16 protein-coding genes and 1 pseudogene are annotated in these 14,149 nt (G+C 48.1%); 9 read left to right on the top strand and 8 right to left on the bottom strand.

Annotation, left to right across the window (positions count from 1 at the left end; translation table 11 throughout):
- Nucleotides 1-33: 33 nt before the first annotated feature.
- Nucleotides 34-540 (top strand): ferritin-like domain-containing protein, encoded by a 507-nt coding sequence (locus BEB54_RS06690; protein ID WP_001079516.1) that lies wholly within the window; start codon nt 34-36, stop codon nt 538-540.
- Nucleotides 541-598: 58 nt separating this feature from the next.
- On the opposite strand, the gene ompW is transcribed toward BEB54_RS06690, so the two are convergent.
- Nucleotides 599-1,237, bottom strand: coding sequence for an outer membrane protein OmpW (gene ompW, locus BEB54_RS06685; protein WP_000737226.1), 639 nt, complete (start codon nt 1,235-1,237; stop codon nt 599-601).
- Nucleotides 1,238-1,474: 237 nt separating this feature from the next.
- Here ompW and BEB54_RS06680 point away from each other — a divergent pair.
- The 4 genes and pseudogenes from BEB54_RS06680 to yciA form a co-directional block, all read left to right on the top strand.
- Nucleotides 1,475-1,564, top strand: a pseudogene (locus BEB54_RS06680) (YkgJ family cysteine cluster protein); the annotation flags it as partial.
- Nucleotides 1,565-1,591: 27 nt separating this feature from the next.
- Nucleotides 1,592-2,335, top strand: a complete 744-nt coding sequence (locus BEB54_RS06675; protein ID WP_000028542.1) for a YciC family protein — start codon at nt 1,592-1,594, stop codon at nt 2,333-2,335.
- Nucleotides 2,336-2,364: 29 nt separating this feature from the next.
- The gene (locus BEB54_RS06670; protein WP_000808667.1) at nt 2,365-2,904 is read left to right on the top strand and encodes a septation protein A; all 540 of its coding nucleotides are present in this window, start codon (nt 2,365-2,367) and stop codon (nt 2,902-2,904) included.
- Nucleotides 2,905-3,008: 104 nt separating this feature from the next.
- A complete protein-coding gene (gene yciA / locus BEB54_RS06665) occupies nt 3,009-3,407 on the top strand; it encodes an acyl-CoA thioester hydrolase YciA (protein ID WP_000108160.1) in 399 nt (132 codons plus the stop codon).
- Nucleotides 3,408-3,446: 39 nt separating this feature from the next.
- Here yciA and tonB read toward each other — a convergent pair whose 3' ends face one another.
- Nucleotides 3,447-4,166, bottom strand: coding sequence for a TonB system transport protein TonB (tonB, locus tag BEB54_RS06660; protein WP_000171276.1), 720 nt, complete (start codon nt 4,164-4,166; stop codon nt 3,447-3,449).
- Between the two features lie 223 nt (nt 4,167-4,389).
- Between tonB and BEB54_RS06655 the strand changes: the two genes are divergently transcribed.
- Together BEB54_RS06655 and kch are read left to right on the top strand one after the other, a co-directional pair.
- The gene (locus BEB54_RS06655) at nt 4,390-4,686 is read left to right on the top strand and encodes a YciI family protein (RefSeq protein ID WP_000967595.1); all 297 of its coding nucleotides are present in this window, start codon (nt 4,390-4,392) and stop codon (nt 4,684-4,686) included.
- A gap of 300 nt (nt 4,687-4,986) precedes the next feature.
- Nucleotides 4,987-6,240, top strand: a complete 1,254-nt coding sequence (gene kch, locus BEB54_RS06650; RefSeq protein WP_032302922.1) for a voltage-gated potassium channel protein — start codon at nt 4,987-4,989, stop codon at nt 6,238-6,240.
- Nucleotides 6,241-6,294: 54 nt separating this feature from the next.
- On the opposite strand, the gene BEB54_RS28550 is transcribed toward kch, so the two are convergent.
- A complete protein-coding gene (locus tag BEB54_RS28550) occupies nt 6,295-6,468 on the bottom strand; it encodes a YciY family protein (RefSeq protein WP_001309467.1) in 174 nt (57 codons plus the stop codon).
- Between the two features lie 142 nt (nt 6,469-6,610).
- Between BEB54_RS28550 and cls the strand changes: the two genes are divergently transcribed.
- Both cls and BEB54_RS06635 read left to right on the top strand, forming a co-directional pair.
- Nucleotides 6,611-8,071: a cardiolipin synthase gene (gene cls, locus BEB54_RS06640; protein ID WP_000214516.1), complete on the top strand. Its 1,461-nt coding sequence runs from the start codon at nt 6,611-6,613 to the stop codon at nt 8,069-8,071.
- A gap of 34 nt (nt 8,072-8,105) precedes the next feature.
- Nucleotides 8,106-8,435 carry an HI1450 family dsDNA-mimic protein gene (locus BEB54_RS06635; protein WP_000366959.1) on the top strand — a complete coding sequence of 110 codons (330 nt, stop codon included), beginning with the start codon at nt 8,106-8,108 and terminating at the stop codon, nt 8,433-8,435.
- Between the two features lie 52 nt (nt 8,436-8,487).
- Here the strand turns inward: BEB54_RS06635 and oppF are convergent, their stop codons facing one another.
- From oppF to oppA, 5 genes are all read right to left on the bottom strand, one after another.
- On the bottom strand, nt 8,488-9,492 hold the full coding sequence (gene oppF, locus BEB54_RS06630; protein WP_000994905.1) for a murein tripeptide/oligopeptide ABC transporter ATP-binding protein OppF: 1,005 nt from the start codon (nt 9,490-9,492) through the stop codon (nt 8,488-8,490).
- Entirely contained in the window at nt 9,489-10,502 is a 1,014-nt protein-coding gene (gene oppD / locus BEB54_RS06625; RefSeq protein ID WP_000110954.1) for a murein tripeptide/oligopeptide ABC transporter ATP-binding protein OppD, read from the bottom strand. Before oppD ends, oppF begins: the two co-directional genes overlap by 4 nt.
- Before the next feature lie 11 nt (nt 10,503-10,513).
- Nucleotides 10,514-11,422: an oligopeptide ABC transporter permease OppC gene (oppC, locus tag BEB54_RS06620; RefSeq protein WP_000979659.1), complete on the bottom strand. Its 909-nt coding sequence runs from the start codon at nt 11,420-11,422 to the stop codon at nt 10,514-10,516.
- A 14-nt stretch (nt 11,423-11,436) separates the two neighbouring features.
- On the bottom strand, nt 11,437-12,357 hold the full coding sequence (oppB, locus tag BEB54_RS06615) for an oligopeptide ABC transporter permease OppB (RefSeq protein WP_000911114.1): 921 nt from the start codon (nt 12,355-12,357) through the stop codon (nt 11,437-11,439).
- Nucleotides 12,358-12,442: 85 nt separating this feature from the next.
- Nucleotides 12,443-14,074 carry an oligopeptide ABC transporter substrate-binding protein OppA gene (gene oppA, locus BEB54_RS06610; protein WP_105277416.1) on the bottom strand — a complete coding sequence of 544 codons (1,632 nt, stop codon included), beginning with the start codon at nt 14,072-14,074 and terminating at the stop codon, nt 12,443-12,445.
- Between the last annotated feature and the right edge of the window lie 75 nt (nt 14,075-14,149).

The following is a 14,149-nucleotide window of genomic DNA, read 5'->3' as shown; positions in this document are numbered from 1 at the left end:
AACTTTTAGTCATTTTATAAAGAGGACATTTTCATGAATCGTATTGAACATTATCACGACTGGTTACGTGACGCCCACGCAATGGAAAAGCAAGCAGAATCTATGCTTGAATCCATGGCCAGCCGCATAGATAATTATCCTGAGCTACGCGCTCGTATTGAACAACATGTTAGTGAAACCAAAAACCAGATTGTACAACTGGAAACTATTCTTGATCGTAATGACATTTCACGCTCAGTCATTAAAGATTCTATGAGTAAAATGGCTGCACTTGGGCAGTCAATCGGTGGTATATTCCCTTCTGATGAAATAGTCAAAGGCTCTATTAGCGGATATGTCTTCGAGCAATTTGAAATCGCCTGTTATACCTCACTCTTAGCAGCAGCAAAAAATGCCGGTGATACAGCCTCAATTCCGATTATCGAAGCGATTTTAAATGAGGAAAAGCAAATGGCCGACTGGCTGATTCAGCATATTCCGCAAACAACGGAGAAATTTTTAATTCGCTCCGAAACTGATGGCGTAGAAGCGAAGAAATAATACCCTTTATGCCATGTCCTTCTTGACCCCGTAATCACGGGGTCATTTTTGTGCGGAATTAAAAACGATATCCAGCTGAGAACATAAACACCCACGGATCGAGGCGTACGCTATCGTGTTGCTGTGCACCACCCAGCTTATAATTTGCGGTGGTGTCAATATCCATGTACCAGACTGACATGTTCACCAACCAGTCACGGTTAATCAGATAATCAACCCCCACCTGCCCGGCAGCTCCCCAGGAATCTTTCAGACTGAGATCGGATAGCCCCGCTTCTTTGCCATGATCGTTAAATCCATTATCAAAGAATGTGGTGTAGTTGATACCTGCACCAACGTAAGGACGGAATTTGCTGCTGGCATCGCCAAAATACCACTGCGCCATCAGTGTTGGCGGCAGATGATGAACGGTTGCAATATCACCGGTCGCCCGGGTACCGATTTTATGGCGGAACGGCGTCGCTGCCAGTAATTCCACACCAATATTGTCGGTCGCCATATAAGTAAACGTCAGACCCAGTTGAGTGTTATTGGTCACGCTAAATCCACCCAGACTTCCTAATGTACCACCAGCACCTTCTGTTGGACGTACAGTTGCAGAACCTGCACGCATAAAAAACTCGCCTGCTTCATGCGCAAAGGCACTGCCAGAAAGAAGAGTTGTTACTGCCAAAGCCGCCACTGTTAACTTTTTCATATCCGCTCCGTCGTTATGGTTATAAAAACGTGACGAATATACCCACATTGGAGTAACAAATGATCCTACACAGATCACATTATATATGATAATTCACCCTTTATTGATCTGGATTAATTTAGAAGTTGCACTGTGAATCCTGGTTAATGTGATTTAAATCAATTCCTATATATTTCACTACGCAAACATTAACTCGCTCGCCACTTGCTGCGGTTTGCCCATAGCTTAGACCCGCAATTACCTCAGCTTTACAAAGATATGCTTTTCCATACAAGACCTGATGCTGCCACCCGAGGCTTAACCAGGGTACAATTGCCCGCTAATTAACACCTGCATAAAACTCAAGGAGAGTGCATGTCTATCACGGCGCAGTCCGTATACCGTGACACCGGAAATTTCTTCCGTAATCAATTTATGACCATTCTGTTGGTATCGTTGCTATGTGCGTTTATCACAGTGGTGTTAGGGCATGTTTTCTCACCCAGTGATGCACAGCTTGCTCAGCTCAATGACGGCGTGCCCGTTAGCGGCAGTAGTGGGTTGTTCGACCTGGTTCAGAATATGTCACCTGAACAGCAACAAATTTTGCTGCAGGCTTCAGCGGCGTCCACTTTTTCAGGATTAATCGGTAACGCCATTCTCGCCGGAGGCGTAATATTAATTATCCAGCTGGTGTCTGCGGGTCAGAGAGTCAGTGCGCTTCGAGCTATTGGTGCCAGTGCGCCGATATTGCCAAAGTTATTTATTCTGATTTTTCTGACTACCCTTTTAGTACAGATTGGCATCATGCTGGTGGTCGTTCCGGGAATTATCATGGCCATTTTACTGGCTCTGGCACCGGTGATGTTGGTACAGGACAAAATGGGCATTTTTGCCTCGATGCGTAGCAGTATGCGGCTGACATGGGCGAATATGCGTCTGGTGGCACCCGCAGTACTGAGCTGGTTGCTGGCAAAAACACTGTTGCTGCTTTTTGCCTCTTCTTTTGCCGCATTAACCCCGGAAATTGGTGCCGTACTGGCGAACACTTTGAGCAACATGATTTCAGCCGTACTGCTCATCTATCTGTTCCGCCTGTATATGTTGATTCGCCAATAACCTTAAGCATTTGATTACGGAATCGTAAAATGAAGCAGTTTCTTGATTTTTTACCGCTGGTTGTCTTTTTCGCGTTTTACAAGATTTATGACATCTATGCGGCTACTGCGGCGCTGATCGTCGCCACGGCGATTGTGCTTATATATAGCTGGGTTCGCTTTCGTAAAGTTGAGAAGATGGCCCTGATCACTTTTGTTCTGGTGGTCGTCTTCGGTGGCTTGACGCTGTTCTTCCACAATGATGAGTTTATTAAATGGAAGGTTACTGTCATTTATGCCCTGTTTGCAGGTGCCCTGTTAGTCAGCCAATGGGTGATGAAAAAGCCGCTAATTCAGCGGATGCTGGGTAAAGAACTCACGCTGCCGCAACCGGTATGGTCGAAGCTGAATCTGGCCTGGGCTGTTTTCTTTATCCTTTGCGGTCTGGCAAACATCTACATCGCATTCTGGCTGCCGCAAAATATTTGGGTCAACTTTAAAGTGTTTGGCCTGACCGCTCTTACCTTAATCTTCACATTGTTAAGCGGTATCTATATCTACCGCCACATGCCGCAGGAAGATAAATCCTAACCAGACTGCCAGTCCTTCGGGGCTGGCACTGTATCTCCTCTGTTCTCCTCAGTAAAATCATAGTAGCATCGCGCCTGTGATTTTCCTTTTAAGTCGGTTTTACCATGTCTACAACACATAACGTCCCTCAGGGCGATCTTGTTTTACGTACTTTAGCCATGCCCGCCGATACCAATGCCAATGGTGACATCTTTGGTGGTTGGTTAATGTCACAAATGGATATTGGCGGCGCTATTCTGGCGAAAGAAATTGCGCACGGTCGCGTAGTGACCGTGCGGGTTGAAGGAATGACTTTCTTACGACCGGTTGCGGTCGGCGATGTGGTGTGCTGCTATGCACGCTGTGTCCAGAAAGGGACGACATCGGTCAGCATTAATATTGAAGTGTGGGTGAAAAAAGTCGCGTCTGAACCCATCGGGCAACGCTATAAAGCGACAGAAGCATTATTTAAGTATGTCGCGGTTGATCCTGAAGGAAAACCTCGCGCCTTACCTGTTGAGTAATAGTCAAAAGCCTCCGGTCGGAGGCTTTTGACTTTCTGCTTACTGAATTTCGGTGGTGCCGTTAATTTTAAACAGGATATTCACCACAATCCCACTGCCTGGCTTACCCGGCTCATAACGCCATCTGCGCATCGCATTTTTCACCTCACGCTCAAACATGTTCGCAGGCTTGGCTGAGAGGATTTGCACGTTATCCACGCGACCATCCGGCGTGACATCAAATTTAACTTTAACCTGCCCTTCAATGCGCAATGCCTGTGCTCGTGCCGGATACTGCGGCTGATTGCGACTTAATGCGCGTGGTCCTGAAGCCACACTTGTAACCGGCTTGCTGGTTGCAGCCGTCGCCGTACTTGATGTCGGGCGCGCGGGTGCCGTATTTTCAAACGGTGATGCCGGACGCGACTCTACGGGTTTGACATCGCGTTTTGGCTGCTCCTGTACCTTTTTCACCGGCTTCGGTTTTGGCTTAGGTTTCGGCTTAGGCTTTTCAATGACCACCGGTGCTTCTTTTGGCGGTTCAGGGATCGGCTCAGGTTCCGGTTCTGGCTCTACCACCGGCTCCGGTGGCGGCTGAACGGCTTGTGGCGGTTCGAGATCCGCAGGCGCAACCATCGTGACAGAAATTGGCTGCGCAGGCGCAGGTAGTTCAATAACCTGATGTACCGAGGTATAGAGCAGACCCGCCACAACAGCACCATGAATGCAGACCGAAAGTAACGTCGGCCAGGGGAAGCGGCGAGGTAAATCAAGGGTCATTGAAGTCATAATCATTTCAGTAGAAAAACCAGGCCTCGATTTTAAATGCAAATAGCAATCATATTCAATAAGGCAAGACGATCAGGATCAGTGAAAATGTCATTTTTGGCGTAATTGACCTTACTTTATGCATGGTCTTAACAAAGACATCATCTTTCCGTTGCAGATCTTCGCCCTTTCAAATAACGTACTTTACAACTTTCCCGAACAAGGAGTTGTGCCCGTGTTGTATGTTATTTACGCTCAAGACAAAGCTGATAGCCTCGAAAAACGCCTTTCCGTTCGTCCGGCACATTTAGCACGTTTACAGTTACTGCATGATGAAGGTCGATTGTTGACCGCCGGTCCAATGCCAGCAGTAGACAGTAACGATCCAGGGGCTGCGGGATTTACTGGCTCAACCGTTATTGCTGAATTTGAATCGCTGGAAGCAGCTCAGGCCTGGGCCGATGCTGACCCGTACGTGGCGGCAGGAGTCTATGAACACGTTTCAGTGAAACCATTTAAGAAAGTGTTCTGAATAGAGATTCAATATTTAAGGGCACGGTTTTAGCAACCGTGTTCTAGTTTGGCCTTTCCTTATAGGTCTGTCAGTGCATTCACCCCCACAAGCAGATAATAACTTTATCTGTATTTCTTTATATGATGTGAGCATATTCAGGAAAAATGCCCTTTCCTGACGCAGAGTTGCTCACTCAAAACCTTTGATTACTTCAGATAAAGTCATCTACTATTGTTTAACACATTCACGTGCTGCATGTATGTTCAGAAAATGTGCACGTTGAGATAATTAAACAAAATTGTGGTTACAGAGGTATCAGTGAGTCACTGGACTACATTCAAACAAACAGCAACAAATTTATGGGTGACCCTACGGCACGACATTCTCGCGCTGGCCGTCTTTTTAAATGGATTGCTTATTTTTAAAACAATCTATGGTATGTCGGTCAATTTGCTTGATATTTTCCATATCAAAGCCTTTTCAGAATTAGATCTCTCCTTGCTGGCAAATGCCCCACTCTTTATGCTCGGCGTCTTTCTTGTCCTGAACTCCATTGGCTTACTGTTCCGGGCAAAGCTCGCATGGGCAATCAGTATCATTTTGTTGTTGATAGCGCTAATTTACACCCTGCATTTTTATCCCTGGCTGAAATTTAGTATTGGATTTTGCATTTTTACGCTGGTGTTTTTGCTGATACTGCGCAAAGACTTCTCCCACAGTAGCGCCGCAGCCGGGACAATTTTCGCATTTATTAGTTTCACGACGTTACTGTTTTACTCCACCTACGGTGCGCTTTATTTAAGCGAAGGTTTTAATCCGCGAATAGAAAGTTTGATGACCGCGTTCTATTTTTCGATAGAAACCATGTCAACCGTCGGCTATGGCGATATTGTCCCTGTTTCTGAATCAGCACGATTATTCACTATTTCGGTCATTATTTCCGGCATTACCGTTTTTGCCACCTCCATGACTTCAATTTTTGGTCCGCTTATCCGCGGGGGATTCAACAAACTTGTAAAAGGAAAAAATCATACAATGCATCGTAAAGATCATTTTATTGTTTGCGGGCATTCGATTCTCGCCATCAATACGATTCTGCAACTGAATCAACGCGGACAAAATGTAACGGTTATCAGCAACTTGCCTGAAGATGATATCAAGCAACTTGAGCAACGCTTAGGTGATAACGCTGATGTTATCCCCGGTGACAGTAATGACAGTTCAGTATTAAAGAAAGCAGGAATCGATCGATGCCGGGCCATTCTGGCGCTGAGTGATAACGATGCTGATAACGCGTTTGTTGTACTATCGGCAAAAGATATGAGCAGTGATGTCAAAACAGTTCTCGCCGTCAGTGATAGCAAAAACCTGAATAAGATTAAGATGGTACATCCGGATATCATTCTCTCGCCGCAACTGTTTGGCAGCGAAATTCTGGCACGAGTTTTAAATGGTGAAGAGATTAATAATGATATGCTCGTTTCAATGTTGTTGAACTCCGGTCATGGTATTTTCAGCGATAACGATGAACAAGAAACGAAAGCTGACAATAAAGAATCGGCGCAAAAATAGAGTTTGAAGACGAAAGGGCAAACTTATTGGGCACCGCAATGGTGCCCAGAACATTTAGATATTGTAGATCGCAAACAATAACGAGTTACGCTGTTTGTTTAGAATGCACTTCCTGATGCTGTGGATACGCATATTTCGGCGCGACTGCCCCTCAAGCCAACGCGATTTACGTCGGCTAGCCTGACGCTGCATGCGCCAGCGCCCCACTTCCGTTCTACTCCGCTTCATGTTAACTACTCTATGCAATAACAGAATGGTCATTATACCCCCGACCCCGACGCTGACCAGTGCTTTTCCCGCGTTTTTATTTGCCAGATGAATCCATATGCGTAAACTCATAACAATGCGCTTTCAAAAGGATTTCTAATCTATGACAACCGTTTATACGTTGGTGAGTTGGTTGGCCATTCTGGGATACTGGTTGCTCATTGCAGGCGTAACTTTACGCATTCTAATGAAACGACGCGCAGTTCCCTCCGCGATGGCCTGGCTGTTGATCATTTACATTCTGCCCTTAGTCGGAATTATTGCCTATCTTGCCGTTGGCGAGCTCCATTTAGGCAAACGCCGCGCTGAGCGCGCCAGAGCGATGTGGCCTTCCACCGCAAAATGGCTTAACGACCTTAAAGCCTGTAAGCATATCTTCGCCGAAGAAAACAGCAGTGTCGCAGCGCCATTATTCAAGCTTTGTGAGCGTCGTCAGGGGATCGCTGGGGTCAAAGGGAATCAGCTGCAACTGATGACCGAGTCAGATGATGTGATGCAGGCGTTAATCCGCGACATCCAGCTCGCTCGCCATAATATTGAGATGGTGTTTTATATCTGGCAACCCGGCGGCATGGCGGACCAGGTGGCAGAATCTTTAATGGCCGCTGCACGTCGTGGTATTCATTGCCGACTAATGCTCGACTCCGCCGGAAGTGTGGCTTTTTTCCGCAGCCCGTGGCCAGAGCTAATGCGTAATGCCGGCATTGAAGTGGTCGAAGCATTAAAGGTCAATCTGATGCGTGTGTTTTTACGCCGTATGGATCTGCGCCAACATCGCAAGATGATCATGATCGATAATTACATCGCGTACACCGGCAGCATGAATATGGTCGACCCTCGCTACTTCAAACAGGATGCGGGTGTAGGGCAATGGATTGATCTGATGGCGCGTATGGAAGGTCCGATCGCCACCGCGATGGGGATTATATATTCCTGCGACTGGGAGATTGAAACCGGGAAACGTATTCTGCCGCCACCACCAGATGTCAATATTATGCCGTTTGAGCAGGCCAGCGGTCACACCATTCACACAATTGCTTCTGGCCCCGGCTTTCCGGAAGATCTCATTCACCAGGCATTACTGACTGCGGCTTATTCGGCACGTGAATATTTGATCATGACAACGCCCTACTTTGTGCCCAGCGATGATTTACTTCATGCGATTTGCACGGCGGCGCAGCGCGGGGTGGATGTCAGTATTATCCTTCCGCGAAAAAATGATTCAATGCTGGTTGGCTGGGCCAGTCGCGCGTTCTTTACGGAACTGCTGGCTGCTGGGGTTAAAATTTATCAGTTTGAAGGCGGGTTATTGCATACCAAGAGCGTGCTGGTCGATGGCGAATTAAGTCTGGTTGGTACCGTTAACCTTGATATGCGTAGTCTGTGGCTGAATTTCGAGATTACCCTGGCAATCGACGATAAAGGGTTTGGTGCTGACCTCGCCGCCGTTCAGGACGATTATATTTCGCGTTCTCGTCTGCTCGATGCCCGTTTATGGCTAAAACGCCCATTATGGCAACGTGTCGCCGAGCGACTGTTTTACTTCTTCAGCCCGTTGCTGTAAAACGTCGCCAACAGAGGTTAAACAGGTAGTGACTATGGATATGGATCTAAACAATCGCTTGACTGAAGATGAAACGCTTGAGCAGGCCTACGATATTTTTCTCGAACTGGCTGCCGACAATCTCGATCCAGCTGATGTTCTGCTGTTCAATCTTCAGTTTGAAGAGCGCGGCGGCGCGGAGTTATTCGATCCGGCAGAAGACTGGCAGGAACATGTTGATTTCGATTTGAACCCGGACTTTTTTGCCGAAGTGGTGATTGGTCTGGCGGACAGTGAAGATGGTGAAATCAACGATGTTTTCGCCCGCATTCTGTTATGCCGCGAAAAAGATCACAAACTGTGCCATATCATCTGGCGGGAATAAATAATCGCTTTCGGCGTGAAAAAGGGCTGACAACTGTCAGCCCTTATTTTGTTTAAAGCGGATCGACTTTCAGGCAAGACACGGCGTGTCTGAAACTCCCCTCCAGCACAGGACGTGTTTTGGCACACTCTGGACCGGCAATCGGGCAACGGGTACGGAAAACACAACCGGAAGGCGGGTTGATCGGCGACGGTAATTCTCCTTCCAGTAACTGGATAGTTTTGTTCTTCTCCAGATCCGGATCAGGTATGGGGACTGCCGACATCAATGCCCTGGTGTAAGGATGTAGCGGATTGTGGTAGACCTCATCATAGGTCCCCAGTTCTACCGCATGGCCGAGATACATCACCAGCACACGATCGGAAATGTGTTTTACCACGGCCAGGTCGTGAGCGATAAAAATTAATGACAATCCCATCTCGCGTTGCAGCTGCTGGAGCAGGTTGACCACCTGCGCCTGAATTGACACGTCCAGCGCCGACACCGGCTCATCACAGATAATCAGCTTCGGTTCAAGAATAAGAGCACGAGCAATCCCGATACGCTGGCACTGCCCACCAGAGAACTCATGCGGATAGCGGTTAATCAGGTTAGGCAATAACCCGACTTTCAGCATCATCGCCTTCACGCGCTCGCGAACTTCCTGGCGTGACATTTTCGGATGATAAGTACGCAGTGGTTCAGCGATGATCTCGCCGATGGTCATACGCGGGTTAAGCGATGCCAATGGATCCTGGAAAATCATCTGAATATCACTGCGAACGGCACGCCATTCATCGGGCTTCATGCCCAGCAACTCTTTACCTAACCAGGCAACATGACCGTCGGTCGCTTTAACCAGGCCAATGATGGCGCGAGCAAAGGTGGACTTACCGCATCCCGACTCCCCTACCACACCTAATGTTTCCCCTTCATACAGGCGAAGAGTTACACCATCTACGGCTTTGAGCGTTTTCGGCGGTTGCCAGAACCACTGTTTGCCATCTTTGATTTCAAAGTGCACTTTCAGATCGGCGATTTCGAGGAGGACTTTTCTTCCTTCGGTTACAGCATTCATAACAGTTCCTCCACCGGTTTAAAGCAAGCACGCAGACGGCCAGGCGTAAACTCTTCCAGCGGCGGTGCGCTACTACAAATTTCCATCGCATGCGGACAACGTGGCTGGAACGGGCAACCTTTCGGTAATCGCAACAGGTTTGGCGGATTACCCGGGATGGTCAACATTGTTTCACCTTCCGCATCGAGACGCGGCACCGCGTTGAGTAAACCGATAGAATAAGGATGAACGGGTTGATAAAAGACATCGCGCGCGTTGCCATATTCCATCGTGCGCCCGGCGTACATTACCAGCACTTTGTCGCAGATCCCTGCCACCACGCCAAGATCGTGGGTGATCATAATGATGGCGGTATTAAATTCCCGCTTCAGTTCATTCAATAGCGTCATGATCTGCGCCTGTACGGTGACGTCCAGCGCAGTAGTGGGTTCATCAGCAATCAGTAGCTTAGGTCGACATAGCAATGCCATCGCAATCATGACTCGCTGACGCATGCCACCAGAAAATTCATGCGGGTACATTTTCATGCGTTTACGTGCTTCCGGCATTTTTACCGCATCGAGCATCCGCACCGACTCTTCAAACGCCTCAGCTTTGCTCATGTTCTTATGCAACATCAGCACTTCCATCAACTGCTCACCGACGCGCATATAGGGATTCAACGAAGTCATCGGATCCTGAAAAATCATTGAGATTTGTTCAGCACGCAGTTTATTGAGTTCACGCTCTGGCAAATTGAGGATTTCACGCCCATTGAAGGTTGCCGATCCGCCAATACGTCCGTTGGCAGCCAGCAGGCCCATCAACGCAAATGCAGTTTGCGATTTACCCGAACCAGACTCACCTACAATGCCCAGCGTTTCTCCGGCACGTAGAGAAAAATTCAAATCATTGACCGCCGTGACGTCGCCATCCGGGGTACTAAAGGTGACACGCAAATCTTTCACGTTCAGCAGTGCGTCAGCCTGTTGTTGTGCGAGCGGCACAGTTGCAGTTTCAATTACGCTCATGGCTGCACTCCTTAACGATCTTTCGGGTCGAGGGCATCACGCAAGCCATCGCCGATAAAGTTGAAACAAAATAGCGTCACCACGAGGAATCCCGCTGGGAACAACAGTAACCATGGAGAGACTTCCATCGAGTTCGCGCCATCACTCAGCAATGCGCCCCAGCTGCTTAACGGCTCTTGCGTCCCCAACCCCAGGAAGCTAAGGAAAGATTCAAAGAGGATCATGCTGGGCACCAGTAGCGATGCGTAGACCACCACCACACCGAGTACGTTCGGTACAATGTGGCGAATAACAATGCCCGGCGTCGATACACCGCCAACTTGTGCCGCCTCAATAAACTCTTTACGCTTCAGACTCAGGGTTTGCCCACGCACAATACGAGCCATATCCAGCCAGGAAACCATGCCAATCGCCACGAAAATCAGCAGGATGTTTTGACCGAAAAAGGTCACCAGCAAAATGACGAAGAACATGAATGGGAAGGAGTTGAGGATTTCCAGCAGACGCATCATTACCGAATCCACTTTACCGCCCAGATAACCGGAAAGCGAACCATAAAGTGTCCCCACGACCACTGCCACCAGTGCCGCAGCAACACCGACCATGAGTGAGATACGCCCGCCAATCGCAACACGCACAAGCAGGTCGCGACCGGATGAGTCAGTACCAAAGTAGTGACCGGACTCCATATCTGGGGCGCTGGACATCATCGCCCAGTCAGTATCGTCATAGGCAAACTGCGAAAGCATCGGTGCCAGGATTACAAATAACGCGATTAGCACCAGCACTATCAGACTGGCAACCGCCGCACGGTTATGCATAAAACGTCGACGTGCGTCCTGCCACAAGCTGCGCCCTTCGACCTCCAGCTTTTCACTGAAATTTTCCAGCGTCTCGCTGTTTTTCTTACTTAACATCATCGCGAGCTCCAGTATCAGTAACGGATTTTCGGGTCGATAACCGCATATAGCACATCGACAATGGCATTAAACAAAATGGTTAACGCGCCAACCAGAATGGTCAGACTTAACACTAAGGAATAGTCACGATTCAATGCGCCATTAACGAACAATTGCCCAATCCCCGGTAAACCATAAATGGTTTCGATGACCATAGAACCGGTAATAATGCCGACAAATGCAGGGCCCATATAGGAGAGCACGGGTAACAGAGCAGGTTTTAGTGCGTGGCGTAAAATGATCCGCCGCATAGGTAACCCTTTCGCCCTGGCGGTACGAATAAAGTTGGAGTGTAAAACCTCAATCATAGAGCCACGGGTAATACGCGCGATACTGGCGATATAGGCGAGTGACAACGCCACCATTGGCAGTATCATGAATTTAAGCGCCCCGCCATTCCAGCCACCGCCCGGTAGCCAATGCAAAATGATCGCAAATATCATGACTAATAATGGCGCAACCACAAAACTGGGGATAACCACCCCGGTCATTGCCAGCCCCATCACTGTATAGTCCCATTTGGTGTTTTGTTTTAATGCAGCAATAACGCCAGCACTAACGCCCAGTACTACCGCAAGGAAAAATGCAGCGGCTCCCAGTTTTGCTGAAACCGGAAAGCTGGAGGCTACCAGGTCATTGACCGAATAATCTTTATATTTAAAAGACGGACCGAAATCGCCATGCGCCAGTTGTTTCAGGTAACTGAAATACTGAGTCATGATCGGATCATTAAGATGATATTTCGCTTCGATATTGGCCATCACTTCTGGCGGTAAAGTACGTTCGCCGGTAAAAGGGCTTCCCGGCGCGAGGCGCATCATGAAGAACGAAATAGTAATAAGAATAAATAGCGTCGGAATCGCTTCCAGACAGCGACGTAGAATAAATTTTAACATTGCCCTACCTTCTGGCCTGTGCCTTCTGTAATGCGATAAAAATCAGACACCGTGGAGCAGGACACTCCTGCCCCACGTATTGCCATTAGTGCTTCACAATGTACATATTCCGGGTGTAGGTATTATCCAGCGGATCTTTGCCGGTATAGCCACCAACCCACGGTTTCACCAGACGCGCATTCACGTAGTAATAAACAGGAACAATGGCCGAATCCTTATCCAGCTGTTGTTCTGCTTTAGTGTACAGAGCTGTGCGCTGCGCCTCGTCAGTCGCTTTCAGCGTTTCCGCCATAATGCTGTCAAAGGCCGGGCTCTTATAATGCGCGGTATTCATCGAGCTGTTCGACAGCATGGTGTTCAGGAAGGAAGTTGGTTCGTTGTAGTCTGCACACCAGCCTGCACGGGCCACATCAAAAGTGCCCTGGTGACGGGTGTCGAGGAACGTTTTCCACTCCTGGTTAACCAGTTTGACGTTTACACCAATGTTTTTCTTCCACAATGAAGAGGCAGCAATCGCCAGCTTTTTATGGAGATCGGAGGTGTTATACAACAGGTTGATGGTCAACGGTTTGTCTGCGGTATAACCCGCTTCAGCCAGCAGTTTTTTCGCTTCTTCGTTACGTTTTTCCTGGCTCCAGCCAAACCATTCCGGCTGAGTCAATTTTGCGCCATCAGTATACGGTGGAGTGTAACCATAGGCGGGCATGTCGCCCTGCGCTTTCACTTTATTAACAATGATATCGCGGTCCATACCCAGTTTCAGTGCGGTACGCACACGTACATCGTTGAATGGCGGTTTCTGGTTGTTAATTTCGTAATAATAAGTGCACAGGTATGGATCAACGTGAACTTCGTCCGGGATCTCTTTTTTCAGCTTCTGGAACAATTCGATCGGCATGTTGTTATAAGTCATGTCGATTTCACCACTACGGTAGCGGTTGACATCGGTAACTTCAGAAGCAATAGGCAAATAGGTTACCTGGTTAATAACGGTTTTCGCGTTGTTCCAGTAGGTTGGGCTGCGTTCAAGAACGATTCGTTCGTTTACGACCCAATCTTTTAAGGTATAGGCACCGTTGGTGATGATATTACCAGGCTGGGTCCATTTTTCGCCGAATTTCTCGATAGAGGCTTTTGGCACCGGTGAAGTTGATGGGTGAACAAGTAATTTATAGAAGTACGGAACAGGTTCACTTAAGGTGACTTCTAATGTGTGATCATCAATAGCTTTCACGCCGAGATCGGTAATCGGTTTTTTCCCTTCAAGAATTTCATCAATACCGGCGATATGCCCATATTGCAGATAACTGGCATACGGAGAAGCGGTGTTTGGATCAACAGAACGTTGCCAGCTATACACAAAGTCTTGTGCTGTGACTGGCGTGCCATCAGACCATTTCGCATCTTTACGCAAATGGAAGGTCCAGACTTTCGCGTCTTTATTATCCCAGGATTCAGCGACGCCAGGTGCCGGATGACCGTCAAGATCGCTGACCAGTAAGCCTTCAAACAGGTCTCGGCTGATATTAGACTCCGGAACACCTTCAATTTTATGCGGATCTAATGACTGAACTTCTGAACCATTGTTACGTACCAGCGTTTGTTTTTCCGCCAGTGTGACGCCTGCGGGTACATCAGCTGCCAGCGCGACATTCCCTGCCATAAGCGCAGCCAGAACGCCAGCTGCTACTAAACTTCTCTTGGTGATGTTGGTCATTGTTTTTTGGACTCCCTCATTATAATTACTGGTATTAACCAGCATGTGTAATCCCGGATTGGGACCCTGCACAGG

Origin of the sequence: Escherichia sp. MOD1-EC6021 (assembly GCF_002965245.1) — a bacterium.
Taxonomy (GTDB): Bacteria; Pseudomonadota; Gammaproteobacteria; order Enterobacterales; family Enterobacteriaceae; genus Escherichia; species Escherichia coli_F.
This window is presented reverse-complemented; position numbering and strand designations above follow the sequence as displayed.

What these genes read in the sequence shown, in the direction of transcription:
- BEB54_RS28550 (WP_001309467.1), bottom strand. Translation starts at nt 6,468, where the DNA reads ATGAAGCGGAGTAGAACGGAAGTGGGGCGCTGGCGCATGCAGCGTCAG.
- cls (WP_000214516.1), top strand. Translation starts at nt 6,611, where the DNA reads ATGACAACCGTTTATACGTTGGTGAGTTGGTTGGCCATTCTGGGATAC.
- oppD (WP_000110954.1), bottom strand. Translation starts at nt 10,502, where the DNA reads ATGAGCGTAATTGAAACTGCAACTGTGCCGCTCGCACAACAACAGGCT.
- oppA (WP_105277416.1), bottom strand. Translation starts at nt 14,074, where the DNA reads ATGACCAACATCACCAAGAGAAGTTTAGTAGCAGCTGGCGTTCTGGCT.
- BEB54_RS06675 (WP_000028542.1), top strand. Translation starts at nt 1,592, where the DNA reads ATGTCTATCACGGCGCAGTCCGTATACCGTGACACCGGAAATTTCTTC.
- BEB54_RS06670 (WP_000808667.1), top strand. Translation starts at nt 2,365, where the DNA reads ATGAAGCAGTTTCTTGATTTTTTACCGCTGGTTGTCTTTTTCGCGTTT.
- BEB54_RS06690 (WP_001079516.1), top strand. Translation starts at nt 34, where the DNA reads ATGAATCGTATTGAACATTATCACGACTGGTTACGTGACGCCCACGCA.
- oppF (WP_000994905.1), bottom strand. Translation starts at nt 9,492, where the DNA reads ATGAATGCTGTAACCGAAGGAAGAAAAGTCCTCCTCGAAATCGCCGAT.
- ompW (WP_000737226.1), bottom strand. Translation starts at nt 1,237, where the DNA reads ATGAAAAAGTTAACAGTGGCGGCTTTGGCAGTAACAACTCTTCTTTCT.
- yciA (WP_000108160.1), top strand. Translation starts at nt 3,009, where the DNA reads ATGTCTACAACACATAACGTCCCTCAGGGCGATCTTGTTTTACGTACT.
- BEB54_RS06635 (WP_000366959.1), top strand. Translation starts at nt 8,106, where the DNA reads ATGGATATGGATCTAAACAATCGCTTGACTGAAGATGAAACGCTTGAG.
- oppC (WP_000979659.1), bottom strand. Translation starts at nt 11,422, where the DNA reads ATGATGTTAAGTAAGAAAAACAGCGAGACGCTGGAAAATTTCAGTGAA.
- tonB (WP_000171276.1), bottom strand. Translation starts at nt 4,166, where the DNA reads ATGACCCTTGATTTACCTCGCCGCTTCCCCTGGCCGACGTTACTTTCG.
- oppB (WP_000911114.1), bottom strand. Translation starts at nt 12,357, where the DNA reads ATGTTAAAATTTATTCTACGTCGCTGTCTGGAAGCGATTCCGACGCTA.